This window comes from Phyllobacterium sp. CL33Tsu (assembly GCF_900113985.1).
Taxonomy (GTDB): Bacteria; Pseudomonadota; Alphaproteobacteria; order Rhizobiales; family Rhizobiaceae; genus Phyllobacterium; species Phyllobacterium pellucidum.
The window spans coordinates 857,912-884,818 of the sequence record NZ_FORJ01000001.1 but is presented as its reverse complement, the minus strand read 5'-3'; the positions used below and the strand labels follow the sequence as shown (position 1 = coordinate 884,818).

The window sequence follows — 26,907 nt, the reverse complement described above, 5'->3', positions numbered from 1 at the left end:
GGCGTCAATCCAGCTTGTAGAAGGCCTGGATCACATCCCAGGCCTCGTCGGCGGTATCGACGAAGGTGATGAGTTCGCGATCCGATGGCGAGATCACGCCTTGCTCGGCGAGGAAGTCGAAATTGATCGCCTTCTCCCAGAAAGACTTCCCGAAGAGTAGAAGCGGGATGCGTTCCATGCGTCCGGTCTGAATGAGTGTGAGCGTCTCGAAGGTTTCGTCCATGGTTCCGAAACCGCCGGGAAATATCGCCATGGCCTTCGCCCGCATCAAAAAGTGCATCTTGCGAATAGCGAAGTAATGGAAATTGAAGCACAGATCCGGCGATACATAGGGGTTTGGCGTCTGCTCGTGCGGCAGGACGATATTGAGCCCGATCGTCGGCGCGCCGACATCCGATGCGCCGCGGTTGCCGGCTTCCATCACACCGGGGCCGCCGCCGGTAACGACGACGAACTCGCGGTAGTAGGTCGTTGACGAATAGGTAGAGCAGAGTTCGGCGAACTTGCGCGCCTCGGCGTAGTAGCGTGAATTGGCCTCGAGGTTCTTTTTCTGGGTCGCGTTCTTCGCCGCCCAGGCGGCGCCGCCAGGTTCGGGGATGCGCGCTCCGCCGAACAGGACCACGGTCGAGCGGATGCCGCGCTCGGCGAGCGCCATTTCCGGCTTCAACAGTTCAAGCTGCAGGCGCACGGCACGCAATTCGCGCCGCGTCATGAATTCCGGATCGGCAAAGGCCAGCTTATAGGTGCTGGACTGGGTCTGCGGCGTCTCCGGCGCAGTCTCGACACGGCGTACCGCTTCGGAAGAATGAGAAAACGGTGTCCAGCTGTCTTTTTCATCGGTGTTCAATTCGGCTTCTCCTCCTGCGGACGCTTATGACGTTCTGAGACATTCTTTCGCGGTCCAGCATGGTAATGGTGAGATTGACCCTCTCACAGACTTAAATTAAACCGCCCGTGTAATGGAGTGACCTGCAAATGTCCAAGCCTGACCTCACCAGCCTCGAATTGACCATCGAGAAGGCCTTCGATGAACGCGATGCAATCAATACCGATACGCGCGGCGAAGTTCGCGACGCTGTCGAGGCAGCGCTTCTCCTGCTCGACGGCGGCGAGGCTCGGGTCGCTGAGAAACAGGCTGACGGAAACTGGAAGGTCAATCAGTGGCTGAAAAAGGCAGTGCTTCTGTCGTTCCGTCTCAATCCGATGGGGATCATCGAAGGAGCCCCGGGCGGCGCTGTCTGGTGGGACAAGGTGCCGTCGAAGTTTGACGGCTGGGGTGCGACGGAATTCGCCAAGGCGGGCATCAGGACGGTGCCCAACGCCATCGTCCGCCGCTCGGCCTATATCGCGCCGGGCGCGATCCTGATGCCATCCTTCGTCAACCTTGGCGCCTATGTCGGCGAGGGAACCATGGTTGACACCTGGGCCGGCGTCGGTTCGTGCGCGCAGATCGGCAAGCACGTACATCTGTCGGGTGGCGTCGGCATTGGCGGCGTGCTCGAGCCCATGCAGGCCGGTCCGACCATCATCGAGGATAATTGCTTCATCGGCGCCCGCTCCGAAGTGGTCGAGGGCTGCATCGTTCGCGAAGGCTCTGTCCTCGGCATGGGCGTTTTCATCGGCAAGTCGACGAAGATTATCGACCGTGCAACGGGCGAAATCTTCTACGGCGAAGTGCCGCCCTATTCGGTGGTCGTCGCCGGCTCGCTTCCCGGCAAGCCCTTCCCCAACGGCCAGCCTGGTCCGAGCCTCTATTGCGCCGTGATCGTCAAGCGGGTCGACGAACAGACCCGCTCGAAGACGTCGATCAACGAATTGTTGCGCGACTGATCCGCTCACGCGGGCGAGTTGCGGATTTCCTCCACGGTGTGAGAGCGGAGCGGCTTGCCCTCCGCCTCCCTGATACACGCGATAATCCGCCGCGTCAGGGGGACGTCGATGTTCTTCTCCTGCGCCAGGCGAAGGATCACGCCTTGCAGATAGTCGATTTCGGTCGGACGCCCCCGTGACAGATCCTCCCACATGGAGGATCGCGCGTGTGGCCCCACGCTCAGCATTTTCCGTGCGAGAATTCCGAAGAGGAAGTCCGGCAACCGCAATATCCACGGCAGAAGCGCCGGCGGAAGGCCCTGTATCTTTGCCGGCGCGATCCCATGGGCCTTGAGCACCTTGATGCCTTCGTTCATCTGGTCCGCCAGCAGCCGGCGCCAGTTGCGATCGGACAGTTCGGTTGCAAGCGGCAGGTTTGACAGGGCATTAAGGGCGTTGTTGAGGTTCATCAGCAGCTTGCCCCAGAGAACGCTCTGCATGTCTTCGTCATTTGCCACCTGGAGACCGGGGACCGAGAGTTCATCGGCAAGGTCTCCGGGCTTGTCGTCGATGAGAATCGTGCCTTCCGTGGTCCGCCGGACAGTGAGCGGAACCTCTCCTGGTTCCGATTGCACGACGTTGAAGGGAACCATGCCCGCAGCGACGGTGAAACCCGTGGGGAGGGTGCGACGCAGCACCTTTGCGTTGTCGACGCCGTTCTGCAGGCTCACAACGACGGCGCTGGAAGGGGCGTGCGCGGCAATCAGCTTTGCCATCTCTTCAGTCGCGCCACTCTTGACCGTGACGAGAATAATCTCGGCCGACCCAAAGGCTGCGGCAGGATCGACCGCGAGCTGAAGCTTCTCCGGCGTGACGAGGCGCTCGGTCCCGTCGAGATCGACGATGTTGAGGCCCCCTTGGCGAAGCGCTTCATCGACCCTTGGCCGTACGAGAAAAACCACGTTCTTGTCGGCGGCGGCGAGGCAACCACCGACGTAGCACCCTATCGATCCGGCTCCAGCGATGACGATACGGCTTTCGTTTTCGGTCATGTTGCTGTTCCCGGTTCATCGGTCGCGGCATTTAAACAGATGCGGATGCTTCAATCCAGCGCCCGATGCCGGGAACCGCAATGCCCCGGCACCCGCCGCAGTAGTAGGTGACAGGCCTATCCTTTTCCATTATCGCTTCTTGCATGAAATCCGCGACAGATCCCGTAGAAAACCTCGTCCAGCTCATCACTTGCCCGTCGGTAACGCCCGCCGAGGCCGGAGCGCTGACTGCTCTTGAATCCATGCTTGCGCCCCTCGGTTTTTCGGTCGAGAGACCGGTTTTCAGCGAGGAGGGCACGCCCGACGTCGAGAATCTTTATGCGAGACGTTCAGGCAATGGACCTCATCTTATGTTCGCGGGACATACGGATGTGGTGCCTGTCGGCGACGAGGCCGCGTGGAAGTTCCCGCCCTTTTCCGCCGCCATTCACAATGGCCAGATGTATGGCCGCGGCGCCGTCGACATGAAGGGCGGGGTCGCCTGCTTCACCGCTGCCGTCGCGCGTCACATCACGAAACATGGCAGCCTCAAGGGGTCGATTTCGTTTCTGATCACCGGCGACGAGGAGGGCCCGTCGATCAACGGGACCGGCAAGCTTCTCGAATGGGCAAAGGCCAAGGGCGAAAGCTGGGATGCCGCGATCGTCGGCGAGCCCACCAATCCCGACAAGCTCGGCGACATGATAAAGATCGGAAGACGCGGCTCGCTCTCCGGCACGATAACCGTAAACGGCGTTCAGGGTCATGCAGCCTATCCGCACCTCGCCGACAATCCGGTGCGGGGCCTCGTCACCTTGCTCGACAGCCTGCTTTATCCCGCGCTCGACAAGGGCACCAAGGATTTCCAGGCGACAAATCTGGAAGTCACGACGATGGATGTCGGTAATCCTGCGGTCAATGTCATACCGGCCAAAGCGACGGCAACGTTCAACATCCGCTACAACGATAGCTGGACCGACGAAACGCTGATGGCCGAGATCCACAACCGGCTCGACCGTGCCGCCGGACGGCGCAAGCTGCGCCCCGGGCGGAAAACCCCCGTGAACTACGAGTTGACCTGGCGCGACCGGCCGAGCCACGTGTTCCTGACCCACGACGACAAACTCGTCGGCACGCTGACGAAGTCCGTCGAAGCGGTAATCGGCCGGCGCCCGCAGCTTTCAACGTCCGGCGGCACGTCCGACGCCCGCTTCATCAAGGACTATTGCCCTGTCGTCGAGTTCGGCCTTGTCGGCAAAACCATGCACATGGTTGACGAAAGGGTAGATATTGCCGATCTTGAAACGCTTACCCAAATATACGAACGCTTCATCGAGGATTTTCTTGCGTAGAGCATGAGTGACAATGCCGGATTTCGATGAAACTCAGCAATATTTGTGGGGCGCATGGCGGATGATGAACGGTCATGCCGACGGCCTCGACATGCTCGATTTTTCCGAAGACGGTTTCTGGCAGTCCTTTCACGCCATAACGATCTCGCTGCCCCCGCTCATCCTTGGCTGGATCATCTTCGCCAACGATATGATTGCGCTGCGGCCCGAAACCGGAAACCGCTTCTCGATCATGGGCCGCGTCGCCTTCGTCGATCTCGCCGCCTGGGTCGCGCCTCTTGTCGTTCTTGCTTTCAGTGCGCGCCGCCTCGGTCTCAGCAAGCGCTTCAGCCCCTATGTCGTCGCCAGCAACTGGGGCACGGCAATTGGCGCCTGGCTTATGGTGCCAGCCACGTTGGTGCGGGTGATCGTGCCGGATTGGCCGGGCTTCACCACCGCGATCAGCCTTTTGCTCTATGCGGGCATCATGTTCCTGACCTACCGTCTCACACATATCGCCCTGAAACGATCACACGCCTATACGGCGGGGTTTTTCGTGGTCCTGATGGTCGGTTCGCTTTTCGTAATGATCCTGCTTCAGGGCGCCCTCGGCATTTCCCTGCCGGACCCGGTTACGATCGGGTAGTCGACCCCAATGAGATAGAGCCCGTAGGGCGGCGCAACCGGCCCGCAGGCCCTGCGGTCGCGGGCTTCGAGCGCCGCGCTCACATCGTCAGCGTCCCAGCGCCCGCATCCCACTTCGTTGAGCGTTCCCGCGAAAGAACGGATCTGGTTGTGCAGGAACGAGCGCGCCGATGCCCTGATCTCGATGATCTCCCCATTGCGCGTTACGTCGAGGCGGTCGAGCGTTTTTACCGAGCTTTTCGACTGGCACTGCGTAGCGCGAAACGTGGTGAAATCATGCGTGCCGATCAGGCGCTGCGCCGCGTCGTGCATAGCCTCGGCATCGAGCGGCTTCTTGACCCACCACGCGCGATGCGCTTCCAGCGGAGCAGGGGGGCGGCGGTTGATGATTCGATAAAGATAGTGGCGGCCCGTTGCCGAGAAGCGCGCATCGAATCCATCGCTGACGAGTTCGACATTGAGAATGCTGACAGCCTCACCGGCAATGACGAGATGGGCGTTGAGCGCCTCGCGGATCTTCGAACTGCTCCAGTTCTTGGTAAGATCGGCATGAGCGACCTGAGCGCAGGCGTGCACGCCCGAGTCGGTGCGACCCGCCGCCCCCAGCGAAATCGTATCGCCGCAAAAATTGAAGATTGCCTGCTCGATAGCCGCCTGCACCGTATGGCCGTTTTCCTGACGCTGCCAGCCCGCATAGGGCGTCCCGTCATATTCGACCAGAAGCTTGTAGCGGGGCATCAGAGCGCTCCGAATGCGGGCGCATAGGTGAGGGCGCCCGATATCGGCGCCTCACGAAACGCCAGCGCCTGCAAATGCTCGCCCTGGTAGGTACTGTCGTAGCCGGCGGCACGGGCATGCGTGTAGCCTAAACGTCCGTAATAGGCAGTATCGCCAAGGACGATGGAAAGGCTTTCTCCGCTGGCCTGGAGTTGATCATGGGCCGCTTTTACCAGCGCTGTACCTACGCCATGGCGCTGATTTGCGGGGAGAACCGCCAGTGGTGCGAGTGCGACAGCATCGAAATCATCGCCCACGGTGAGGCGGGAAAACAGGATTTGCCCGACAATCGCGTCACCCGCGACGGCCACCAGTTCGAGGACCACGTCGCCTGCGCCGCGAAGGTTTTCCACGAGGTCGGCTTCCTCCCTACCGCCGAAGGCGGCGTTCAGCAGCGTGGAAATAGCCGGATGGTCTTCAGGCCGCGCAGGTCGCACCGCGACGCCGCTCATGGCAGCCGTGTGCCCTGGGCGATCTTGGCGCCACGCTGGAATTCGATACTGTCCATGACCTTGCCGCCGGCCCGCTGCAGCGAACGCAGGCGGACCGCGCCTTCGCCGCAGGCGATGCGCAGGCTATCGTCGAGCACCGTGCCCGCATCGCCGACGCCGGTCGCAAGCACCGAGCGCAGCAGCTTGATGCGCTCGAGCGAGCCGCCGATCTCCATCTCGCACCAGGTGCCGGGAAAGGGCGCAAGCCCGCGAATACGGTTGTGAACGTCGATTGCCGGTTCGCTCCAGTTGATGCGTGTTTCCGCCTTGGTGATCTTGGACGCATAGGTGACGCCGTCTTCCGCTTGCGGCGTAAGCGTGAGGCTGTCCCGTTCAAGCGCGGCCATGGCGCGCACCATCAAATCCGCGCCTGCCGCGCTCAACTGGTCGTGCAATTCGCCCGCGGTCATATCGGCGGTGATCTTCACCTTTTCGACCATGGCGACTGGTCCGGTATCGAGACCCTCGTCCATCTTCATGATCATGATCCCGGTTTCGAGATCTCCGGCCATGATTGCCCGCTGAATCGGCGCCGCGCCGCGCCAGCGCGGCAAGAGCGAGGCGTGACCGTTGTAGCAGCCAAGCCGCGTGCCATCGAGGATTGCGCGCGGCAGGATCAGCCCATAGGCGACGACGATCGCAACATCGGCGTTGAGGTCGCGAAAGGCTTGCTGCTCTTCTTCGCTTTTGAGGCTTGTGGGCGTCCGCACCGCGATGCCGAACTGTTCGGCGTTGCGCTGGACCGGCGAGGGCGTGAGTTCCAGACCCCTGCGCCCCGCGGGGCGCGGCGGCTGGCTGTAGACTGCAACAATCTCGTGACCCTGGCCAATCAAGGCGGTGAGAATGGGGACGGCGAAGTCCGGCGTTCCCATGAAAACAATGCGCAAACTCATCGCCTACACCGCCAGCCGGCTCGGCGGACGATCCTTGGCGAGCTTCTTGAATTTCTTGACGACCATCTCGCGCTTCAGGCGGGAAATATGGTCGATGAACAGGATGCCGTTGAGATGGTCGATCTCATGCTGGAGGCAGGTCGCCAGAAGCCCGTCGGCGGCTACTTCCTGCGCCTTGCCGTCGAGATCGAAATAGGCAATGCGCACCTCCGCCGGCCGCTCCACCTCGGCATAATAGTCCGGGATCGAGAGGCAGCCTTCTTCGTAGACATTGCGCTGTTCGCTCGATGAGAGAATTTGCGGATTGATGAACGTCTGCGGCGCCTTGGGCTCGTCTTCCTTGGCAAGGTCGATAACGAGCATGCGGAGGGGCTCGCCGATCTGGATCGCTGCAAGGCCGATACCCGGTGCGTCATACATGGTGTCGAGCATATCGGTGGCGAACTTGCGCAAATCCGCATCGAAGCGTTCGACTGGTTTTGAAACCTGACGCAGCAGAGGATCAGGAAGAATGACAAGTGGTTTGATAGACATGCAACATCACCTAATAGTTCATCCATAAACCGTCAATCCGACGCAAAATCCATTTGCAAAAATGTTCTCGTTTTGATCTCACACTTGTCGCCCGAATCGGCTAGTCTGGTTCGCATGGAAACATCAATTTCTTTCGATCAAACACTTATCCATCTCGGTGCGAGCTCAATTTCGCTGGGTTCGGCGCTCATTGCCGGGGCTGTGGTCGCAGGCGGCGCCGTGCTGCTTGCCCTCATCGTCCTGTGGCGTTCGTCGAAGATACGGCTGACTGCCGAACTCCAGGCGGAGGACCGCGCCCGCGACGCCGAGTTCCGCATGGGCGAGATTCTCAAGAGCCAGGCGGAAATGCAGGGCCGCATGCAGACAATGGCTGAACTCTTCGGCTCGCGGCAGGCCGAACTCAACCAGTCGATCCGCGAACGCCTCGACGGTATGACCAGCCGCATCGGCCAGACCATGACCGAGCAGACCCGTTCCACCCACGAGAATCTTGCGAAGCTGCAGGAGCGGCTCGCGGTCATCGATACGGCGCAGAACAATATCCAGGCGCTGGCCGGCCAGGTCGTACAGTTGCAAGCCATTCTCGCCAACAAGCAGACCCGCGGCGCTTTCGGGCAGGCGCGCATGGAGGCGATCATCGCCGACGGCCTTCCGCAAGGCGCCTATGAGTTCCAGGCTACGCTTTCCAACGGCAGCCGGCCCGACTGCGTGGTCCACATGCCCAATGGAGCGCCGAACCTCGTGATCGATGCCAAGTTTCCGCTGGAAGCCTGGAACGCCATTCGCCAGGCCGACAACCCGGAAGCCAAGAAGGTTGCTCTTGCGCAATTCCGCCGTGACGTTGAGATACACATTCGCGACGTCGCAGAGAAATATCTGATCAACGGCGAAACCCAGGACACGGCGTTTCTCTTCGTGCCGTCGGAATCGATTTTCGCCGAGATTCACGAGAACTTCGAAGGTGTGGTGCAAAAGGCCCATCGCTCGCGCATTGTCATCGTTTCGCCTTCACTGCTGATGCTATCGATCCAGGTCATCCAGGCCGTCCTCAAGGATGTGCGCATGCGCGAACAGGCTCATCTCATCCAGGGCGAGGTGATCCGGCTGATGGAAGATGTCGGCCGCCTCGACGACCGGGTACGCCGTCTGCAGACGCATTTCGGCCAGGCGAACAAGGATATCGATGACATTCTTGTCTCTTCGAGCAAGGTCACGAGGCGGGGCCAGAAGATTGAAGCCCTCGAATTCGCGGAGGCGCCCACGAAGGAGACTGAGCCCAGCCGTGCCGCCGCCGCTTCGTCAACCGGGCAGTTGCGCCTGCGCGTCGTCGATGGCGAGGAATAGAAGAAAGGCCGGGTGACGGCTTAGGCCGCCTCGATCTTCTTGCGCCGAACTTCCCATGTTCTTGCGGTTTGCGGCTTGACGAACAATGTAACGATATCGGGATTGGCGGTTTTCAACGCCGCCTCGAGCCGTTCGACGCAGGCTTCGATCTGCGGAGCCTGGATATGGTCTTCGAACTCGACGCTCAGTCCGGCGACGATCTGCTTCGGACCCATATGGACCGTCAACACGCCGTTTGCCTTCTGGATGTCCGGATCCTTGTTGGCAAGATCGAGGATCTGCTGTTCCACTTCAGGAAGCGCTGCCTCGCCCATGAGCAGGCCCTTGCTTTCGCGGGCAAGAAACATCGCCGTCGCGGCGAGAATGACGGAAATGCCGATGGAGCCCACGCCATCAAGTGCCGGCATGTCGAATATCTGCGCCGCCGAAATCGCAACCAGTGCGATGATCAATCCGAGCAGCGCGGCCGTATCCTCGAACAGCACCGTGAAGACGCTCGGATCCTTGCTTTCCTGCACAGCCTCGACATAGCCGAGTTTGCCCTTCATCGTCCGGAATTCCTTGAGTGCCACGAACCACGACGCGCCTTCAAAGATCATCGCAAGGCCGATGACGACGTAGTTCACGATCGGATTGGCAACTGGTTCCGGCCGCATGATGTGGATGACGCCTTCGTAGAAGGAAACGCCGGCGCCGACGGCGAAAACCAGGAGCGCCACGATAAAGCTCCAGAAATAGAGCTCACGCCCATGCCCGAAAGGATGCGACTTGTCCGCAGGTCGCGCCGCACGGCGCAAGCCATAAAGCAGCAAGGCACCATTGCCGGTGTCGACAAGAGAGTGAACACCCTCCGACAGCATGGCGGAACTGCCGGTAAAGAAAGCGGCGATGAACTTTGTTGCTGCGATCAAGAGATTGCCAAGGATGGCGGCGTAGATCACTTTTTTCGAACCGGCATGTGTTCCCGATTGTGATGCCATCGACTATCCCCTTGTGCCCGACGAAACGTCTTTGGATTGAACAGGTTCCGCGTGAAACGTTCAACCGCGCCGATGCGTCAGCATCTGGTCGGAATGACGCTAGCTCTTGCCGGCGTCATGCGCTAACCCTGCCTCGAACAAGGCAGGACATCATGGCAGACACCACTGAAACGGCAATCTTTCTCGGCATCGATACGGGCGGCACCTATACGGATGCGGTGCTGTGGTCGGAAAGAGATGGCGTTATCGCGAAAGCCAAGGCGCTGACGACCCGGCATGATCTCAGCGTCGGCATTGCCGGCGCCGTCGAGCGTATCGTTGAAGAAACCGCGATCCGCCCAGCGGATATTCGCCTTGTTTCCATGTCGACGACACTCGCAACCAATGCGCTCGTCGAAGGGCAGGGCGGCCGCATCGCCCTTGTCATGATCGGGTTCTCGCAAGCGGATCTCGAAAAGGCGGACCTCAAGACAGCGCTTGGATCCGACCCGGTCGTCTTCGTCCCCGGCGGTCACGATGTCTATGGCAGGCCGCAACTGCTCGATACGGCTGCTCTCTGCGAGACGCTGCCAAACCTCGCCCGTGAAGTGACGGGTTTTGCTATCTGCGCCTATTTTGCGGTCCGCAATCCCGAGCACGAGATTGCCGTGCGCGATCTTATCCGCAACGTGACCGGGCTCCCCGTCACCTGCAGCCATGAACTTTCCGCCAAGCTGAATGGACCGCGCCGTGCGCTCACGACGGTCCTCAACGCACGCCTGATCGCAATGATCGACCGGCTCGTGGCGGCGACGGAAGGGTTTCTCGACCGCAGCGGCATCCACGCCCCCTTGATGGTGGTCCGTGGTGACGGCGCACTCGTCACTGCGGCTTTTGCGCGCCACCGTCCGATCGAGACGATCCTCTCCGGCCCTGCTGCCAGCCTGGTCGGGGCGAGTCATATGACCGGTCTCGACAACGCCATCGTTTCGGACATTGGCGGCACGACCACGGATGTCGCCGTGCTTGACAAGGGACGTCCACGGCTCGATCCGAATGGCGCGACGGTCGGCGGCTTTCGTACGATGGTGGAAGCCGTGGCGATGCGCACCTTCGGCCTTGGCGGCGATTCCGAAGTGTCGCTCGACGATAATGCCATGGCACCGAGCATCAAGCTTGGACCGCGCAGGCTGGTGCCGCTGTCGCTGCTTGCTGCCAACCACGGCGAGAGCGTGCTTGCCCACCTTGAGCGCCAGGTCAAGGCGGCCAATGTCGGGCGACTCGATGGCCGTTTCGCCCTGCGCACGGGGGTTCCCGCCCAACTCGCTTCCGGCCTGAGCAAGAGCGAAGCCGAACTTTACGAGCGCATAACCAGCGCGCCGCAGCCGCTCGACCGGCTTCTCGCTTCGATTTCACAGGCTGCGACCGTCAATCGCCTCGTTGCCCGCGGTCTGGTTCATGTGTCCGGCTTTACGCCTTCGGATGCGTGCCACGTGCTCGGCCTGCAGGGCAATTGGAACGCGGATGCCGCGCGCTACGGTGCGATCCTTTATGCCCGGCGCAAGGATGGCGCCGGACGTCCCCTCTGCGATACGCCCGAGGAAGTGGCGCATCGCACCTATGACGCCCTGATACGGCGCTCGTCCGAGGTCGTCCTGGAGACGGCATTTGCCGAAGACGAGCTTGACGGGCCGGAGACGGCTGCGAGCCCTCTTGTCCAGCGTGTGCTGTCGGGCGACGGGCGGATCGCCGGTGTCAAACTCGCCATCGACCGGCCGATCATTGGTCTCGGCGCCTCGGCGCCGGTCTATTACGCCGCCGTCGGCGCGATGCTTGGAGCAGAGTGCGTTGTCCCTACCGATACGGATGTTGCCAATGCGCTCGGCGCCGTCGTCGGTCAGGTGCGGGTTTCGGTGGAAGCGCATGTCAGCCAGCCGGCCGAGGGCGTATTCCGGGTGATGGCCGGCGAAGTGTTGAAGGATTTGCCCTTCGAGGAGGATGCTATCGCCTTTGCAGAAACCGTCTTGCGCCAACAAGTTTCCGACCTTGCCCTGCAAGCAGGTACCGACGAAGGCCAGATCGTTGTTTCAAGGAACATCAGCGCCGCAACAGTCGAAGATCAGCGTAAATTCATCGAGGCGGTGCTTATCGCCACAGCTTCCGGCAGGCCCAGAATCGTGCATTAAGTTTGATTTTATCCGCTACGGCACAAATCCTGTGCACTATTGATGAATTGACGGGGAATGCTTCTATATGATCAAGGGTAGGATCACGTAAAGACGAGGAACCGATCATGAGCGAAAGCATCGAAATCAATGGCTTGAAGGTAGCGAAGGAGCTCTATGACTTCGTGGTCGATGAGGCCATCCCGGGGACGGGCGTCGATGCGACGAAGTTCTGGGCCGGCTTTGCGCAGATCGTCAGCGACCTTGCGCCGAAAAACCGCGAACTTCTGGCCAAGCGCGATGCATTCCAGGCGAAGCTCGACGCCTTCTACAAGGAAAAGCGCGACAGCGGATACAGCCAGGAAGAATACGAGGCGTTCCTCAAGGAAATCGGCTACCTCCTGCCGGAAGGTGGCGCCTTTACGGTGACGACAGATAATGTCGATCCGGAAATCGCAGTCATTGCCGGTCCCCAACTGGTCGTACCCGTCATGAATGCGCGCTATGCCCTCAATGCCGCCAATGCGCGTTGGGGCTCGCTCTATGACGCCCTCTACGGAACCGACGCCATATCCGACGATGGCGGAGCCGAGAAGGGCAAGGCATTCAATCCGGCGCGCGGTGCGAAGGTCATCGCATGGGCGAAAGCGTTTCTTGACGAAAGCGCGCCGCTGGCGGGTGCACAATGGGCCGATGTCACGGGCCTCGCCATCGAAGGCGGCAAGCTGGTGCTGACGGCAAACGACAAAAAGGTGCAACTCGTCGACGCTACCCAGTTCGCGGGCTATCGCGGCGAACCGACGAACCCGACTTCAGTGTTGCTCGTCAAGAATGGTCTCCACGTCGAGATCGTTATCAACGCCGACCATCCCATCGGCAAGACCGACCCTGCGCACATCGCCGACGTGGTTCTCGAGTCCGCGGTAACGACGATTCAGGACTGCGAGGATTCCGTCGCCGCTGTCGATGCCGAAGACAAGCTCGTCGTCTATCGCAACTGGCTGGGACTGATGAACGGCGACCTTTCCGATACGTTCGAGAAGGGCGGCAAGACCGTTACACGCAAGCTCAACCCTGACCGCGAATATATTGGCCCGGACGGTCAGAAGCTGGCATTGCCGGGCCGCTCGCTGATGCTTGTCCGCAATGTCGGGCACCTGATGACCAACCCTGCCATCCTCGACCGTGACGGCAACGAGGTTCCCGAGGGCATCATGGACGCGGCCATCACCACGCTCGCTGCCCTGCATGACATCGGCAAGGGCGGTCGCCACATGAATTCCCGCGCCGGCTCGGTCTATGTAGTCAAGCCGAAGATGCACGGACCGGAAGAAGTCGCGTTTGCGGCGGAGTTGTTCGGCCGGGTCGAAGCGCTGCTTGGCCTTCAGCCGAATACGATCAAGATGGGCATCATGGACGAGGAGCGTCGCACCACGGTGAACCTCAAGGAGGCGATCCGCGCCGCCAGGGAACGCGTCGTGTTCATCAATACCGGTTTCCTCGACCGCACTGGCGATGAAATACACACCTCCATGGAGGCGGGCCCGATGATCCGCAAGGGCGACATGAAGCAGGCGTCCTGGATCGGCGCCTATGAGAACTGGAACGTCGATGTCGGTCTCGAATGCGGCCTCTCCGGCCATGCGCAGATCGGCAAGGGCATGTGGGCCATGCCCGACCTCATGGCCGCCATGCTCGAGCAGAAGATCGCACATCCGAAGGCCGGCGCAAATACCGCCTGGGTGCCGTCACCGACCGCAGCGACGCTGCATGCGACGCACTATCACAAGGTCAATGTGGCCGAGGTTCAGGCCAAACTGAAGCAGCGTACACGGGCAAAGCTCAGTGACATCCTCTCGGTTCCGGTCGCATCGCGGCCGAACTGGACGCCGGAAGACATCCAGCACGAACTCGACAACAATGCGCAGGGCATCCTCGGCTATGTCGTGCGCTGGGTGGACCAGGGCGTCGGCTGCTCGAAGGTGCCTGACATCAATAATGTCGGCCTGATGGAAGATCGTGCGACGCTGCGCATTTCCGCGCAGCACATCGCCAACTGGCTGCACCACGGCGTTGCCAGCGAAAAGCAGGTGCTCGACACGCTCAAGCGCATGGCCGCGATCGTTGATGAGCAAAATGCCGGCGACCCGCATTATCAGCCGATGGCCGCCGATTTTGATGGCTCCGTGGCATTCCAGGCCGCCTGCGACCTCGTCTTCAAAGGCCGCGAACAGCCGAACGGTTATACGGAACCGGTCTTGCATCGTCGCCGCCTCGAACTGAAAGCCAAGGCAAAGGCGGCATAGACAGGAAACAATGGGAACTTTCCGCCGCGCCTTGCTTGCTGGGGCCATCGTTTTGATGGCCGGACCGGTTGGCGCGGCGGAAGAACCCGTCATCGAGATTGTCGATTGGGGCCTGACCGCAGCAAAAGAGGTTGGTTCCGAGGTTTCGCCGGATACGCCGACGGGCATCAATCGCCTCGTCGAAGGACCGGTCGATGTGACGCGAGCGAACGAAATTCACGCCTGTATCGGAACGAGCTTCGGCATTGTCTATCGGGCAGCCTATACCGGCGAAGCGTCTGTGGTTCCGATTAAGGTCGTTGTGGATCATCCGCTCATCAGGACCCCGGACGGCCGGGCGATGGAACACAGCAGTTGGCCGGACAGTGCCATCCTCGCCCGCCGCTACGCCGGCTGGGTGTTTGAAGAAAATTTCGAGCTGGTGCCTGGCCGCTGGAAAATCTCGCTGCGGGACCTTGCGGGGAGCGAGCTCGCATCGAAGACGTTCACCGTTTCGACTGGGAGCTGCCCCATTTCCTGATAGAATGCCGAAAAAAATGTAGAGGGTGGTGACCGCGATGTTTCGCCAGTGGAGCCCGATCGGCCTGTTCCTGACGGTCATGCTCGCTTGCGGTGCGGCGCCGGCCGCCAACGGCGATCTCTATCAGGCAAGCGCAGTCGTTTCGGGGCAGGGCGAAGCCGGCCGGTCAATCGGGCTTGCTCAGACTTTCGAGGATGTGCTCGTCAAGGTCTCTGGCGACCCAAGGCTGATGGGCGACCCGAAGATCGCGGCGCTGAAACAGCAAGCGGCGCAGTTCGTCGCGACCTATCAGTATCGCGACCGCATGTCCGGCGTGCCGATCCATGACGAGCAAGGGACATATGACCGCCCGCATGACCTGACCGTCAGTTTCGATCCGGCCAGGATCGATGCGCTGTTGCACTCGCTCGGACGAAAAGCCTGGCTTGATCCGCGCCCGCGTATCGTTGTCTTTCTCGATGTTGTCGGACGAAAGGAAAGGTTCGCGCTCGCTGAGGATGGTTCGAAGGAACCGGATATGCGCAGTTCGCTGGCAGCGGCCGCCCGGAAGGTCGGCTTGCCCGTGGCGTTGCCGACTGTTGCGCAACTCACAAAGTACGAACTGAACGCCGAGACCCTGCCGAGCGCCGACCTTTCTGTGTCCGATGCCGCGGCGCGCAATGCCGGGGGCGATGTCGCGCTTGCCGGCGATCTGCGCTGGAGCGATTCCGCACTCGGATGGATCGCTGATTGGCGTATAGACTATCGTGGCACGCCCTTCCGCTGGCAGATCAAAGGCGTCGGCTTCGACGATGCGTTTCGCAATGGCATGCGCGGTGCAGCGCAGATACTGTCAGGGAACGGGCCGCCGTAGCGCGGCATTGTTTGTGGCATCATTCGATGCTGATAATGTGCCTTCTGGAGGCAACGATGCGAACCACAATTGCTTTGGACGATGAACTGATTGCAAAAGCCCAGGCCTATACTGGGTTAAATGAGAAGTCAGCCTTGGTTCGCGAAGCGCTTCGCGCCCTAATTGAGCGGGAAAGCGCGCGACGCCTTGCTCGCCTCGGCGGAAGCATGCCCGATCTAGATATTACGCATCGCCGCCGACCCGACCACTCACCTGACTGATGTGTCTCGTCGACACGTCCATTTGGGCCGATTATTGGTGAACGTGCCCTTGGTCAGTTGAGGGCCCGAACATCGACGCTGAACGCGCTCCTGGAACTGCCTCGAGCAGAGGTCGCCAATGACGCGGAGGTTCTCGGATGCATCGAAAAAGAAGGAATTTACGGCCGTGGCGTTGGATATGTCGACGCCCACTTGCTTGCAGCGGTGCGGCTGACGCCCGGAGCCGCGATATGGACAAGAGATAAGCGCTTGGCAAGACTTGCGGTGGAAATGCAGCTTGACGCAAATCTGACCTGACTGACCTGACCTCGCAGCGAATGAAGGAATGCACTCACCGCGCCCACTTGTTTGCTGGCTGATTCTTGTTTAGGCGAAGGCGCATGAAATTGCTTGCGCTCGATACCGCTGCCAATCTGTGCTCCGTTGCCGTTTTCGATGTCGAAACGGGAGTGGTGCTGGCTTCGAACAGCGAGGATATCGGCAAAGGTCATGCCGAGCGGCTAATGGGCGCAATCGAGCAGACTTTGCAGGGCGCGGCCGTAGAACTTATAGACATCAGCAGGATTGCTGTCAGCGTCGGCCCCGGTTCGTTTACCGGCGTTCGGGTGGGGGTCTCGACGGCACGCGGCTTTGCGCTTGTGCTTAAATGCCAGGTTGTCGGCATCAGCACCTTGCAGGCGCTCGCCTTCGACGGTGCCCGGGCGTTTCCCGGAAGACCGGTCCTGTCTATCATCGATGCCCGGCGCGACGAGGTCTATGCCCAATTCTACGGCAAAGACGGGGTGGCAATATCCAAACCGCTGGTGACCGATTTGCCGGCAATATTGGATGAATTGGCCGGGCGTGACATGGTGCTTTCCGGCTCCGGCGCTCTGCTCGTCAATGAGGGGCGGGATAAGCCCTTCGATGTCGCAACAACGGAAGCGACTGGAAGCATCGAGGCCTTTGCCCGCCTTGGCGCGGCAGGCGAGCCCCCGGCGGAGGCGCCGAAGCCGCTCTATCTGCGCGGTCTCGACGTCAAGCCGCAGCAGGGTTTCGTCATGCAGAGGAAGGTAACCGAATGATCGGCTTTCCGTTCGACAATCTGCGTCCGCGCAGTTTCGTCATCGAGCCGCTCGCGCGCGCCGACGCTGCCGCGATCGCGAATATTCACGGACTGACCTTCCGCCAGCCATGGAGCGATGAAGATTTTCACGCTCTCCTGGTCGATGAGAATGTGTTTGGGTTCGTCGCCCGCGAGGAGGGCAATCGCCGCGCCCAGCCGGGCGGCTTCGTTCTCGCGCGCCTGGTGCTGGATGAAGCCGAAATATTAACGATTGCCGTCGCGCCCGCAGCACAGCGGCGGGGCCTTGGCCATGCCTTGATGGATGCGATCCTCCGCCATCTTCACAATGCGCGCGCAAGCATGCTTTTTCTGGAAGTCGACGAACTCAATGGCCCCGCCGTTGCGCTTTACCGCCGCCTCGGCTTTAAGCAGGTCGGCAAGCGGCCGGGATATTACGAAACGTCGAGCGGCCGCTCATCGGCCCTGACGATGCGCCGCGATCTCAAGCCGGGACGTTGAAATGGCCTGGTTGCGCTTCGCCCTGACGTCCACCGTCTTCGTTCTCGCCATTATTCTGCTGGTGCCGGCGCAATTCATCTTTCTGAAGACAGGTGTCGGGCCGAGCGCCGGGACCCCAATGCTGTTCCACCGCATCGTATGCCGCCTGCTTGGCTTTCGCATCCATGTTCATGGCGATATGGCAAAAGGCCGTCCGCTGCTTCTGGCGGCCAATCATACCTCGTGGACCGATATCGTCATTCTCGGCTCGCTGCGCAAGATGGCCTTCATCGCCAAGGCCGAGGTAGCGAAGTGGCCGCTCTTCGGCATGCTCGCCAAGCTGCAACGCACGGTCTTCATCGAGCGGGAGAAACGCGGCAAGACCCACCATCAGGCGAGCGAAATCGCGCTGCGCCTTGCCGCGGGCGATGCCATGGTGCTTTTCGCCGAGGGTACGACTTCCGATGGTAACCGCGTATTGCCCTTCAAAACTTCGCTGTTCGGCGCGGCGCAGGTGGCAATTCGCGATACCGATGCCGAAACCGTGACCGTGCAACCCGTGGCCGTCGCCTATACGCGCATCCATGGCATGCCGATGGGCCGCACCCATCGTCCGATCGTCGCGTGGCCGGGCGATGTCGCACTTGGTCCGAGCCTCATAGGCCTCCTGAAGGAAGGCGCGGTCGATGTCGATGTCTGGTTCGGCGAGCCGGTGGTGATCGATGCCAGGAGCGACCGCAAGGCATTGGCGCGAACAGCCGAAGAGCGCGTGCGCGCCATGGTACACACCTCGCTGATGGGACGCGACTACCTCGACGCGTCGGAAAGCGACGCCGAGCCTATTCTCAAGGCGGTCAAAAACGGCTAGAAGCCTCGCCCATGGACGATATCAGTATCAATCACGAGCCGGAGACCGCTTCCGGAGCAACGACGCATTCGCCGGCGCAGCCGAACACGCGCAAGGTCTTTGTGAAGACCTATGGCTGCCAGATGAACGTCTACGACAGCCAGCGCATGGCCGACAGCCTTGCCGCCGAGGGCTATAGCCAGACCGACAGCGCCGAAGACGCAGATCTGGTGCTCATCAACACTTGCCACATCCGCGAGAAAGCTTCGGAAAAGCTTTACTCGGCGCTCGGGCGGCTGCGCAAGATGAAGGATGCGCGCGCCAGGGAAGGCCGCGAATTGACCGTCGGGGTCGCGGGATGCGTCGCGCAGGCTGAGGGCAACGAAATCACCCGCCGTGCACCGGTCGTCGATCTGGTGGTCGGACCGCAAACCTATCACCGGCTGCCGCAGGCCCTGGCGCGCGTGCGCCAGGGCGAGCGCGTCGTCGAGACCGAATACGCGATCGAGGACAAGTTCGACCACTTGCCGGCGCCGCCCAAGGAACAGACCCGGAGCCGCGGCGTCACCGCTTTCCTCACGGTCCAGGAAGGTTGCGACAAGTTCTGCACCTTCTGCGTCGTGCCCTATACGCGCGGCTCGGAAGTGTCGCGGCCGGTCGCCCAGATTGTAAAGGAAGCCGAGAAACTTGCCGATGCGGGCGTGCGCGAACTGACGCTCCTCGGGCAGAATGTGAATGCCTGGCATGGCGAAGGCGCGGACGGGCGCGAATGGGGACTTGGCGAACTTCTCTACCGCCTTGCCGAAATCCCCGGCATTGCCCGCCTGCGCTATGTCACCAGCCACCCGCGCGACATGGATGATACCCTGATCGAGGCGCACCGCGATCTCGATATGCTGATGCCCTATCTGCATCTTCCGGTTCAGTCGGGCTCCGATCGCATCCTCAAGGCGATGAACCGCAAGCACACGGGGGAGGACTATTTGCGGCTTATCGAGCGTATTCGCCAGGCACGGCCGGATATTGCCCTATCGGGCGATTTCATCGTCGGCTTCCCCGGGGAGACCGAAGAAGATTTCGAGGCGACGATGCAGATCGTACGCGACGTGACATACGCTGCCGCCTATTCGTTCAAATATTCGCCGCGCCCAGGCACGCCTGGCGCTGACATGGAGGATCATGTCGAGGAAAGCGTCAAGGATGAGCGGTTGCAGCGGTTGCAGAACCTCCTCACGGAACAGCAATATGCGTTTCAGCGCAGCCTCATCGGCAAAAACACGGATGTTCTGATCGAAAAGGCCGGCCGCCTGCCCGGACAGATGGTCGGACGATCTCCCTGGTTACAACCTGTAATTATCGATGTACACGGCGGTCGAATCGGCGACATTATCAACGTACGAATCATCGACACGGGCACGAACAGCCTGATTGGCGTGCGGGAGATGAACTCGCAGAGGAATGGGACTATATAGGGCTGAACACTTCGTTAGGAGAGCCGTTTGAACGCCACCGAAAAGCTGAAACCCGCTCCCTCAGGGGCCTCGGATCTGGCCCATATCGTACTGACATTCGACAATAACCGGTTGGCAAGTGCGCTTTTCGGTCAATTCGATGAAAATCTCGCCCGTATAGAACAAAAGCTTGGCGTCGACGTACGTTCGAAAGGCAACCAGCTTGCCATTCGCGGTGAACCCACCGCAACCGAGCAGGCGCGCCGGACGCTCGACCATCTCTACGAGCAATTGCAGAAGGGACATGATATTTCTGCTTCCGATGTCGATGGCGCGCTGCGCATGGCGATCGCCGCCGACGATCAGTTGACGCTCCCGACCATGGAAAACAAAAGCAAGATGGCTGCTGCCCAGATATCGACCCGCAAGAAGACGATTTTCGCGCGCACGCCGACGCAGGACGCCTATATGCGCGCGCTCGACCGGTCTGAACTGGTCTTCGGCGTCGGGCCGGCGGGCACGGGCAAGACCTATCTTGCCGTCGCCCATGCCGCGATGCTGCTTGAGCGCGGCCTTGTCGACCGCATTATTCTTTCGCGTCCGGCAGTCGAAGCAGGCGAACGTCTCGGCTTCCTGCCCGGCGACATGAAGGAAAAAGTCGATCCCTATCTGCGCCCGCTCTATGATGCGCTCTATGACATGATGCCGGCTGACAAGGTCGAGCGGGCTATTGCCGCCGGGGTCATCGAAATCGCCCCACTCGCCTTCATGCGAGGGCGCACGCTTGGCCATTCTGCCATCATTCTCGATGAAGCGCAGAATACGACATCGATGCAGATGAAGATGTTTCTGACGCGCCTTGGTGAAAATGCCCGCATGATCATCACCGGCGATCCAAGCCAGATCGATCTGCCGCCCGGCCAGAAGTCGGGTCTCGTGGAAGCCTTGCGTATCCTCGATGGCGTCAGCGGTATCGTGACCGTGCGCTTCACGGATGTCGACGTGGTCCGCCATCCGCTGGTTGCGGCAATCGTACGGGCCTACGACAAGGAAGGCGCGAAGCCCTGAGCTTGGCGACACGATCGTGATCGATATCGACATATTGGTGGAAACGGAAGGCTGGGCCGACGAGTCCAGCCTTCGCCAGTTATCGGCAAGCGCGATCGCGGCCGCCTGGGACGAGCTTGACGGCGGCGAGCAGCCGGTGAGCGAACTCAGCCTTGTCTTTACCGACGACGCCGCGATCAGGGAACTGAACAGCGACTGGCGGGACAAGGACAAGCCGACCAACGTGCTGTCGTTTCCGGCATTCACCCTCAAACCGGGACAGAAGCCCGGGCCCATGCTTGGCGATATCGTCATTGCCCGCGAAACCGTGGCGCGGGAAGCCTCCGATGAGGAAAAGCCTTTCGACCACCATCTGACCCATCTTGTTGTGCATGGATTTCTGCATCTCCTGGGGTATGATCACCTCTCCGATGCGGAAGCCGAGGAAATGGAGGGATTGGAGCGCAAAATTCTGGCGCGTCTTGCAATCCCGGACCCATATGCGCTATCCGTCATTGACGATCAATCCGATTGAGGACCATGTCTGACACGTCGCACCAGAACGATCCTGCCGCGCCTGCACGAGGGGTTACGGGGCAGGAGAGTGATGCCGAAGGGCAAAGTAGCACCAGAGCGCAAGGCCCAGAAAAGCGCTCGCTCCTTTCAACCATATTTCCTTTCCTGCGCGCCCGCCCGGGCACGACCTTGCGAGAAGATCTCGACGCGGCGCTGGCGGAAGATCATAGTGGCGACACCGCGTTTTCGCCGGAAGAACGCGCCATGCTGCACAATATCCTGCGGCTGCGCGAATTGCGCGTCGAGGATGTGATGATCCCCCGCGCCGATATTGAGGCAGTCGATATATCAACGACTCTCGGCGATCTCCTCGAAGTGTTCGAGAAATCCGGCCATTCGCGGATGCCGGTCTTTTCTGAAACGCTCGATGACCCGCGCGGCATGGTCCATATCCGCGACGTGGTGAATCACATAACCCGGAGTTCGCGCGTAAAGGCGCCGCGGCGTGGTGCCGCTCGCGCTAAACCGCCCGTGTCGGCGAAGCTTGATCTATCCCATGTCGATCTTGGCAAGACGATTGCAGACCTCAGTCTTATGCGGCCAATTCTCTTCGTTCCGCCGTCCATGCTTGCCAACGACCTGATGGCACGCATGCAGGCGCAGCGTATTCAGATCGCACTCGTCATTGACGAGTATGGCGGCACCGACGGGCTGGTATCGCTCGAGGACATTGTCGAGATGGTGGTCGGCAATATCGAGGACGAGCACGACGACGACGAGGTGATGATCATCGAGGAGCCTGAAGGCGTTTTCGTTGCCGATGCACGCGCCGACCTCGATGAAGTGTCGCAGAAAATAGGGCCTGCTTTTGTCGTCGGTGAGCACGGTGAGGACGTCGATACGGTCGGGGGCTTGATCTTCTCGATCCTCGGCCGCATCCCGGTTCGCGGCGAGATGCTGCAGGCCGTCCCCGATTATGAATTCCACGTGCTTGAGGCCGATCCGCGCCGCATTCGCAAGGTGCGCATCGTGCCTTTGCGCCATGCGGATCGCCGACCGCGCACCGTACGGCAGGATGCAGCAGACCAACCCGCAGAAACGGACGAATGATTGACGCAAGCCTCACCTTTTAAGACTGACGTCAAATCGGAAGTCGTGGGGCAAGGCATGATCGAGCGTCTGGCCGGAACAATCATTCTCTTGTCGGGCTGGAAGCGTATCCTGCTGGCATTTCTCATGGGCGGGCTCGCAAGCTTTGCCTTGCCGCCCTATGATTTCTTTGCGGTCTGTCTCGTTTCGTTTCCCGTATTGGTCTGGCTGATCGATGGCGCTGTCGACAATGCTGACGCCGGCCCCATCCGCCGCCTGCTTCCGGCCGCCATGGTCGGCTGGTGGTTTGGCTTCGGCTATTTCGTGCTTGGCCTCTGGTGGATCGGCAACGCGCTCCTCGTCGATGCGGAGAATTTCGCCTGGGCCGTTCCTCTCGCCATTCTTGGCCTGCCTGCGGTTCTCGCGATCTTCTATGCCCTTGCCGCCGCGATCGCCCGCCTGTTGTGGAGCGACGGACTGGGGCGAATTTTCGCGCTGGCCGTCGGATTTGGCATTGCCGAGTGGCTGCGCTCATTTGTGCTCACGGGATTCCCCTGGAACGCCATAGGCTACGCGGCGATGCCCGTACCACTGCTCATGCAGTCGTCGGTGATCGTCGGCCTTCTTGCAATGAACGTGCTTGCCGTGATCGTCTTCGCCATGCCGGCTCTGCTTTCGGGCCGCCGCGATCTGAAGACCGGACTGGGGCTCGCACTGCTCCTCGTTGCCGCGCATGTGGGCTATGGCGCCTGGCGGCTGTCGACAGCGACCGTCGATGCAAAAGGGCCGCTCGTGCGTATCGTCCAACCTTCGATCGAGCAGAATCTGAAATGGGACGATGATGCGCGGCGCAGTATCTTCGACCAGCATCTCGCCCTGACGGCGCAAACGCCGAAGGACGGCAAGCCGAAGCCGCAGATCGTTGTCTGGCCGGAAACGGCTGTTCCATACGTCCTGCCGCAGTCGCCGGAAGTCCTCGGTGCGATTGCCGACAAGCTCGACGACGGCCAGATCCTGCTTGCCGGGGCCGTCCGCATGGAGAGTAGGGGCGAAGGGGTAGACCCCCTCTATTATAACGCGATCTATGCCATTAACAGCGATGGTGAAATTATTGGCGCCGCCGACAAGGTCCATCTCGTGCCTTTTGGTGAGTATGTGCCGATGGAGAATGTACTGCGCAGGCTGGGCGTGAGTGAAGTCGTGGAACTTCCGGGCGGCTTTAGCGCTGCCTCGAGCCGTCGCTCGCTGGCCGTGAAGGATGGTTTCCAAATCCTGCCGCTCGTTTGCTACGAAGCGATCTTCCCGGCAGAAATGGGCTATGATGGTCCGCGCGCCGACGCGATCGTCAACGTCACCAACGACGCCTGGTATGGCGATACGCCCGGTCCCTACCAGCATTTTCGCCAGGCGCAATTGCGCGCGGTGGAACAAGGCCTGCCGATGATCCGGGCGGCGAATAACGGGCTTTCGGCGACCGTCGACCCCTATGGCCGCATTATCGACGGGCTCGCGCTGGATGCCGTGGGTGTGGCGGATTCCATCCTGCCGTCAAAGGTGGCGCTACCGCTTGGTGAGCGCGCTCGCAAGCTGCAATTTCCGATTGTGTTGGGGCTTGCTTTGCTTGCAACGCTAGCGTATTTTTCGCGCCAGAGGACAAGGGTTGGTTGACATTTTAAGCCCTGTCCTGTCAATGATGCCCCATTTGGTGCGTTGATACATTAGTGATAAAATTCTTTTTTAGTTCAATTTAAATACGAATGAGATTTTCATGTCTGATAATAAGAAGAGACCAAATCCGGTGGATGTACATGTTGGCGCAAGGATTCGATTGCGTCGCAATATGATCGGTTTGAGCCAGGAAAAGCTTGGCGACAGCCTCGGAATAACCTTTCAGCAAATCCAGAAGTACGAGAAGGGGATGAACCGCGTCGGTGCCAGCAGGTTGCAGGCGATCGGCAATGTTCTCAACGTTCCCGTAACGTTTTTCTTCGACGACATGCCCGGGCAGGATGACAAGCCCAAGGGGTTCGACGAGGAGAGCGAGACGACCTATGTGGTCGGTCTGCTGAACAGTTCCGAAGGGATTCAGCTTGCGCGGGCCTTTGCCAAGATCACCGATGCCAAGGTCAGGCGCAAAATTCTCGATCTCGTGCGTACACTCGGCCTAGAGGAAGATTGATTTCATCGACGCATTACGCCTTTTGGGGGCGGGAGGGGGCGGGAAAAAAATTCCCGGTCCCCCGAATGTTTGAAAATGAAAGCAATTGACTGATCCACTTTGGCTTGGCAAAGACTATGCGGCCCAGACTGGACTTGGTCTGGTGGGCTTTCGTTTGCTTTCAAGAGGGGTTCCCCGTGACACGCAGTTCTTATCTTTTTACCAGTGAGTCCGTATCGGAAGGACATCCAGACAAGGTCTGTGACCGCATCTCCGACGAAATCGTCGACATGATCTATAAAGAGGCAAAGAAGACGGGCGTTGACCCGTGGACTGTGCGAATTGCTTGCGAGACCCTGGCAACCACCAATCGCGTGGTCATTGCCGGTGAAGTACGTGTTCCGGACACGCTGTTGAAGAAAGACAAGAGCGGCGTAGTGGTAAAGGACGCCAAGGGGCATCCAGTCATCAATCCTTCCCGCTTCCGCGCTGCGGCACGCCGCGCCATCCGCGATATCGGCTACGAGCAGGACGGTTTCAACTGGAGGACGGCCAAGATTGACGTCCTCCTGCATCCGCAGTCGGCCGACATTGCCCAGGGCGTCGACAATGCATCCGACCGCCAGGGCGAAGAGGGCGCTGGCGACCAGGGCATCATGTTCGGCTACGCCTGCCGCGAGACCCCTGACCTGATGCCGGCTCCGATCTATTATTCCCACAAGATCCTCGAAATTCTTGCCGCTGCCCGTCATAAGGGTGAAGGCGATGCCGCCAAGCTCGGCCCGGATGCGAAAAGCCAGGTGACCGTGCGTTATGTCGACGGCGTTGCCGCCGAGACGACGCAGATCGTGCTTTCGACCCAGCATCTGGATGAAAGCTGGGACTCGAAAAAGGTTCGCAAGGTCGTCGAGCCCTATATCCGTGAAGCGCTGGGTGATCTCAAGATCGCCGACGATTGCGCCTGGTACATCAACCCGACGGGCAAGTTCGTCATCGGCGGTCCCGATGGCGACGCTGGCCTGACCGGCCGCAAGATCATCGTCGACACCTATGGCGGTGCTGCGCCGCATGGCGGCGGCGCTTTCTCGGGCAAGGACACGACCAAGGTCGACCGTTCCGCTGCCTATGCAGCCCGCTATCTTGCCAAGAATGTCGTAGCCGCCGGCTTTGCCGATCGCTGCACTATCCAGCTTTCCTACGCCATCGGCGTGGCGCAGCCGCTGTCGATCTATGTCGATTTGCACGGCACGGGCAAGGTAAAGGAAGATGCGGTTGAGGAAGCGCTGCGCAAGGTCATGGACCTTTCGCCATCGGGTATCCGCAAGCACCTCGACCTTAACAAGCCGATCTATGCCAAGACCTCGGCCTACGGTCATTTCGGTCGCAAGCCCGGTCGCGATGGGTCCTTCTCGTGGGAGAAGACCGATCTCGCCAAGCAATTGAAGTCAGCACTGGCCGTCTGAGCGGCCAGCATTGCCTACCATGACCGAGCCAAGGCGAGAACGTTCAACTGAGGCATTCTTCGGCAGAAGAGCCGGCAAGACGCTTCGCCCGATGCAGCGAGCCATTCGCGACGAGTTGCTGCCGCTCCTGAAACTCGATCTTGGTTCACCTGCACCTGACGACCTCCGCACGCTGTTTACTGCGGAGGTCGACGCAGTGCGGATGGAAATCGGCTTCGGGGGCGGCGAACATCTGCTGCACGAAGCAGCACGGCATCCGAAGGCCGGATTCATCGGCGTCGAGCCCTTCGTCAACAGTATGGCGAAGCTGGTGGTCGATCTGCATGACGAGCCGTTGCGGAACATCCGCCTCTATGATGACGACGCGACGCAAGTGCTCGACTGGCTGCCGGAAGCCTCGCTCGACGGCATAGACCTCTTCTACCCCGATCCGTGGCCGAAGAAGAAACACTGGAAGCGGCGTTTCGTCAGCCAGAAAAACCTCGACCGCTTTGCCCGGGTCCTGAAGCCCGGCAGCAAATTTCGCTTCGCCTCCGACATAGATACCTACGTCAATTGGACATTGCAGCATTGCCGGGCCCATGGCGGGTTCGATTGGCAGGCTGAAAACGCGGCCGACTGGCATACGCCCTACGAGGCATGGCCGGGCACGCGTTACGAGCAGAAGGCGCATCGCGAGGGCCGGATCGGCGCCTATCTGACATTCGTCAGGGTCTAGAGCAGGTCCTGAACGGTTCTGTTAAGGCAAGAAACGCTGTGATCGGCCGACCGGCCGCCATTTCGCGTGACAGCTTCCTGACAGTTTTCTAGTATCATTTCGACGGTGAGGAGACCGCTGGGAGGCTGTCAGCTTTTATTGTTGAGCGTTTGGATTT

Annotated in this window: 27 protein-coding genes; 20 read left to right on the top strand and 7 right to left on the bottom strand. The window is 60.4% G+C overall.

Going from position 1 to position 26,907, the window contains the following annotated elements; translation table 11 throughout:
- Positions 1-4 precede the first annotated feature (4 nt).
- Positions 5-847, bottom strand: a complete 843-nt coding sequence (locus BM074_RS04405) for an LOG family protein (RefSeq protein ID WP_091919984.1) — start codon at positions 845-847, stop codon at positions 5-7.
- Positions 848-975: 128 nt separating this feature from the next.
- Here BM074_RS04405 and dapD point away from each other — a divergent pair, with 128 nt between their 5' ends.
- Positions 976-1,830, top strand: coding sequence for a 2,3,4,5-tetrahydropyridine-2,6-dicarboxylate N-succinyltransferase (gene dapD / locus BM074_RS04400; protein WP_027230504.1), 855 nt, complete (start codon positions 976-978; stop codon positions 1,828-1,830).
- 5 nt (positions 1,831-1,835) lie between these two features.
- Here dapD and BM074_RS04395 read toward each other — a convergent pair whose 3' ends face one another.
- On the bottom strand, positions 1,836-2,861 hold the full coding sequence (locus BM074_RS04395) for a 2-dehydropantoate 2-reductase (RefSeq protein WP_091919983.1): 1,026 nt from the start codon (positions 2,859-2,861) through the stop codon (positions 1,836-1,838).
- Between the two features lie 143 nt (positions 2,862-3,004).
- On the opposite strand from BM074_RS04395, the gene dapE reads away from it, so the two are divergent.
- Together dapE and BM074_RS04385 are read left to right on the top strand one after the other, a co-directional pair.
- Positions 3,005-4,192, top strand: a complete 1,188-nt coding sequence (gene dapE / locus BM074_RS04390; protein WP_091919982.1) for a succinyl-diaminopimelate desuccinylase — start codon at positions 3,005-3,007, stop codon at positions 4,190-4,192.
- Positions 4,193-4,205: 13 nt separating this feature from the next.
- Positions 4,206-4,817, top strand: a complete 612-nt coding sequence (locus tag BM074_RS04385) for a hypothetical protein (protein WP_091919981.1) — start codon at positions 4,206-4,208, stop codon at positions 4,815-4,817.
- Here BM074_RS04385 and truA read toward each other — a convergent pair.
- The 4 genes from truA to def are packed head-to-tail and all read right to left on the bottom strand — an operon-like array spanning position 4,769 to position 7,511.
- Positions 4,769-5,554: a tRNA pseudouridine(38-40) synthase TruA gene (gene truA, locus BM074_RS04380; RefSeq protein ID WP_091919979.1), complete on the bottom strand. Its 786-nt coding sequence runs from the start codon at positions 5,552-5,554 to the stop codon at positions 4,769-4,771. The genes BM074_RS04385 and truA overlap by 49 nt on opposite strands.
- Complete coding sequence (locus tag BM074_RS04375) at positions 5,554-6,045, bottom strand: GNAT family N-acetyltransferase (RefSeq protein ID WP_091919977.1); 492 nt, start codon at positions 6,043-6,045, stop codon at positions 5,554-5,556. Before BM074_RS04375 ends, truA begins: the two co-directional genes overlap by 1 nt.
- Entirely contained in the window at positions 6,042-6,971 is a 930-nt protein-coding gene (gene fmt, locus BM074_RS04370) for a methionyl-tRNA formyltransferase (RefSeq protein WP_091921451.1), read from the bottom strand. The genes BM074_RS04375 and fmt overlap by 4 nt, the downstream gene beginning before the upstream one ends.
- 9 nt (positions 6,972-6,980) lie before the next feature.
- Positions 6,981-7,511, bottom strand: coding sequence for a peptide deformylase (gene def / locus BM074_RS04365; protein ID WP_027230497.1), 531 nt, complete (start codon positions 7,509-7,511; stop codon positions 6,981-6,983).
- A gap of 114 nt (positions 7,512-7,625) precedes the next feature.
- Here def and BM074_RS04360 point away from each other — a divergent pair, with 114 nt between their 5' ends.
- The gene (locus BM074_RS04360; protein WP_091919975.1) at positions 7,626-8,855 is read left to right on the top strand and encodes a DNA recombination protein RmuC; all 1,230 of its coding nucleotides are present in this window, start codon (positions 7,626-7,628) and stop codon (positions 8,853-8,855) included.
- Positions 8,856-8,875: 20 nt separating this feature from the next.
- Here the strand turns inward: BM074_RS04360 and BM074_RS04355 are convergent, their stop codons facing one another.
- Positions 8,876-9,835, bottom strand: coding sequence for a cation diffusion facilitator family transporter (locus BM074_RS04355; protein ID WP_091919973.1), 960 nt, complete (start codon positions 9,833-9,835; stop codon positions 8,876-8,878).
- 152 nt (positions 9,836-9,987) lie between these two features.
- On the opposite strand from BM074_RS04355, the gene BM074_RS04350 reads away from it, so the two are divergent.
- The 16 genes from BM074_RS04350 (at position 9,988) to BM074_RS04270 (ending at position 26,750) form a co-directional block, all read left to right on the top strand.
- The gene (locus tag BM074_RS04350; RefSeq protein WP_091919971.1) at positions 9,988-12,000 is read left to right on the top strand and encodes a hydantoinase/oxoprolinase N-terminal domain-containing protein; all 2,013 of its coding nucleotides are present in this window, start codon (positions 9,988-9,990) and stop codon (positions 11,998-12,000) included.
- A 107-nt stretch (positions 12,001-12,107) separates the two neighbouring features.
- The gene (locus BM074_RS04345; protein ID WP_091919969.1) at positions 12,108-14,285 is read left to right on the top strand and encodes a malate synthase G; all 2,178 of its coding nucleotides are present in this window, start codon (positions 12,108-12,110) and stop codon (positions 14,283-14,285) included.
- A gap of 10 nt (positions 14,286-14,295) precedes the next feature.
- A complete protein-coding gene (locus BM074_RS04340; protein ID WP_091919967.1) occupies positions 14,296-14,805 on the top strand; it encodes a DUF3859 domain-containing protein in 510 nt (169 codons plus the stop codon).
- 37 nt (positions 14,806-14,842) lie between these two features.
- Positions 14,843-15,658, top strand: a complete 816-nt coding sequence (locus BM074_RS04335) for a DUF2066 domain-containing protein (protein ID WP_091919966.1) — start codon at positions 14,843-14,845, stop codon at positions 15,656-15,658.
- Positions 15,659-15,714: 56 nt separating this feature from the next.
- A complete protein-coding gene (locus BM074_RS04330) occupies positions 15,715-15,918 on the top strand; it encodes a type II toxin-antitoxin system VapB family antitoxin (RefSeq protein WP_091921449.1) in 204 nt (67 codons plus the stop codon).
- A gap of 380 nt (positions 15,919-16,298) precedes the next feature.
- Positions 16,299-16,982 carry a tRNA (adenosine(37)-N6)-threonylcarbamoyltransferase complex dimerization subunit type 1 TsaB gene (tsaB, locus tag BM074_RS04320; RefSeq protein WP_091919964.1) on the top strand — a complete coding sequence of 228 codons (684 nt, stop codon included), beginning with the start codon at positions 16,299-16,301 and terminating at the stop codon, positions 16,980-16,982.
- Entirely contained in the window at positions 16,979-17,482 is a 504-nt protein-coding gene (gene rimI / locus BM074_RS04315; protein WP_027230489.1) for a ribosomal protein S18-alanine N-acetyltransferase, read from the top strand. The genes tsaB and rimI overlap by 4 nt, the downstream gene beginning before the upstream one ends.
- 1 nt (position 17,483) lies before the next feature.
- Complete coding sequence (locus BM074_RS04310; RefSeq protein WP_091919962.1) at positions 17,484-18,329, top strand: lyso-ornithine lipid O-acyltransferase; 846 nt, start codon at positions 17,484-17,486, stop codon at positions 18,327-18,329.
- An 11-nt stretch (positions 18,330-18,340) separates the two neighbouring features.
- Positions 18,341-19,780, top strand: coding sequence for a tRNA (N6-isopentenyl adenosine(37)-C2)-methylthiotransferase MiaB (miaB, locus tag BM074_RS04305; protein WP_280139062.1), 1,440 nt, complete (start codon positions 18,341-18,343; stop codon positions 19,778-19,780).
- Positions 19,781-19,807: 27 nt separating this feature from the next.
- The gene (locus BM074_RS04300) at positions 19,808-20,827 is read left to right on the top strand and encodes a PhoH family protein (RefSeq protein WP_027230486.1); all 1,020 of its coding nucleotides are present in this window, start codon (positions 19,808-19,810) and stop codon (positions 20,825-20,827) included.
- Between the two features lie 16 nt (positions 20,828-20,843).
- A complete protein-coding gene (ybeY, locus tag BM074_RS04295) occupies positions 20,844-21,341 on the top strand; it encodes an rRNA maturation RNase YbeY (RefSeq protein WP_228017156.1) in 498 nt (165 codons plus the stop codon).
- 5 nt (positions 21,342-21,346) lie between these two features.
- A complete protein-coding gene (locus BM074_RS04290) occupies positions 21,347-22,432 on the top strand; it encodes a hemolysin family protein (protein ID WP_091919958.1) in 1,086 nt (361 codons plus the stop codon).
- Positions 22,433-22,489: 57 nt separating this feature from the next.
- Complete coding sequence (gene lnt, locus BM074_RS04285; RefSeq protein WP_091919956.1) at positions 22,490-24,079, top strand: apolipoprotein N-acyltransferase; 1,590 nt, start codon at positions 22,490-22,492, stop codon at positions 24,077-24,079.
- A gap of 100 nt (positions 24,080-24,179) precedes the next feature.
- A complete protein-coding gene (locus tag BM074_RS04280; protein ID WP_027230482.1) occupies positions 24,180-24,590 on the top strand; it encodes a helix-turn-helix domain-containing protein in 411 nt (136 codons plus the stop codon).
- 176 nt (positions 24,591-24,766) lie between these two features.
- Positions 24,767-26,032 (top strand): methionine adenosyltransferase, encoded by a 1,266-nt coding sequence (gene metK / locus BM074_RS04275; RefSeq protein WP_036813956.1) that lies wholly within the window; start codon positions 24,767-24,769, stop codon positions 26,030-26,032.
- A 19-nt stretch (positions 26,033-26,051) separates the two neighbouring features.
- Positions 26,052-26,750, top strand: coding sequence for a tRNA (guanine(46)-N(7))-methyltransferase TrmB (locus tag BM074_RS04270; RefSeq protein WP_027230480.1), 699 nt, complete (start codon positions 26,052-26,054; stop codon positions 26,748-26,750).
- The last annotated feature ends 157 nt before the right edge of the window (positions 26,751-26,907 follow it).

Bases quoted from the DNA above. Each gene is read 5' to 3' on its own strand.
- lnt (WP_091919956.1), top strand. From the start codon at position 22,490: ATGATCGAGCGTCTGGCCGGAACAATCATTCTCTTGTCGGGCTGGAAG.
- BM074_RS04330 (WP_091921449.1), top strand. From the start codon at position 15,715: ATGCGAACCACAATTGCTTTGGACGATGAACTGATTGCAAAAGCCCAG.
- BM074_RS04270 (WP_027230480.1), top strand. From the start codon at position 26,052: ATGACCGAGCCAAGGCGAGAACGTTCAACTGAGGCATTCTTCGGCAGA.
- BM074_RS04360 (WP_091919975.1), top strand. From the start codon at position 7,626: ATGGAAACATCAATTTCTTTCGATCAAACACTTATCCATCTCGGTGCG.
- dapD (WP_027230504.1), top strand. From the start codon at position 976: ATGTCCAAGCCTGACCTCACCAGCCTCGAATTGACCATCGAGAAGGCC.
- def (WP_027230497.1), bottom strand. From the start codon at position 7,511: ATGTCTATCAAACCACTTGTCATTCTTCCTGATCCTCTGCTGCGTCAG.
- BM074_RS04350 (WP_091919971.1), top strand. From the start codon at position 9,988: ATGGCAGACACCACTGAAACGGCAATCTTTCTCGGCATCGATACGGGC.
- BM074_RS04290 (WP_091919958.1), top strand. From the start codon at position 21,347: ATGTCTGACACGTCGCACCAGAACGATCCTGCCGCGCCTGCACGAGGG.
- miaB (WP_280139062.1), top strand. From the start codon at position 18,341: ATGGACGATATCAGTATCAATCACGAGCCGGAGACCGCTTCCGGAGCA.
- BM074_RS04340 (WP_091919967.1), top strand. From the start codon at position 14,296: ATGGGAACTTTCCGCCGCGCCTTGCTTGCTGGGGCCATCGTTTTGATG.
- tsaB (WP_091919964.1), top strand. From the start codon at position 16,299: ATGAAATTGCTTGCGCTCGATACCGCTGCCAATCTGTGCTCCGTTGCC.
- dapE (WP_091919982.1), top strand. From the start codon at position 3,005: ATGAAATCCGCGACAGATCCCGTAGAAAACCTCGTCCAGCTCATCACT.
- BM074_RS04385 (WP_091919981.1), top strand. From the start codon at position 4,206: ATGCCGGATTTCGATGAAACTCAGCAATATTTGTGGGGCGCATGGCGG.
- rimI (WP_027230489.1), top strand. From the start codon at position 16,979: ATGATCGGCTTTCCGTTCGACAATCTGCGTCCGCGCAGTTTCGTCATC.
- BM074_RS04345 (WP_091919969.1), top strand. From the start codon at position 12,108: ATGAGCGAAAGCATCGAAATCAATGGCTTGAAGGTAGCGAAGGAGCTC.
- BM074_RS04280 (WP_027230482.1), top strand. From the start codon at position 24,180: ATGTCTGATAATAAGAAGAGACCAAATCCGGTGGATGTACATGTTGGC.
- truA (WP_091919979.1), bottom strand. From the start codon at position 5,554: ATGCCCCGCTACAAGCTTCTGGTCGAATATGACGGGACGCCCTATGCG.
- BM074_RS04335 (WP_091919966.1), top strand. From the start codon at position 14,843: ATGTTTCGCCAGTGGAGCCCGATCGGCCTGTTCCTGACGGTCATGCTC.
- BM074_RS04395 (WP_091919983.1), bottom strand. From the start codon at position 2,861: ATGACCGAAAACGAAAGCCGTATCGTCATCGCTGGAGCCGGATCGATA.
- BM074_RS04375 (WP_091919977.1), bottom strand. From the start codon at position 6,045: ATGAGCGGCGTCGCGGTGCGACCTGCGCGGCCTGAAGACCATCCGGCT.
- BM074_RS04355 (WP_091919973.1), bottom strand. From the start codon at position 9,835: ATGGCATCACAATCGGGAACACATGCCGGTTCGAAAAAAGTGATCTAC.
- BM074_RS04310 (WP_091919962.1), top strand. From the start codon at position 17,484: ATGGCCTGGTTGCGCTTCGCCCTGACGTCCACCGTCTTCGTTCTCGCC.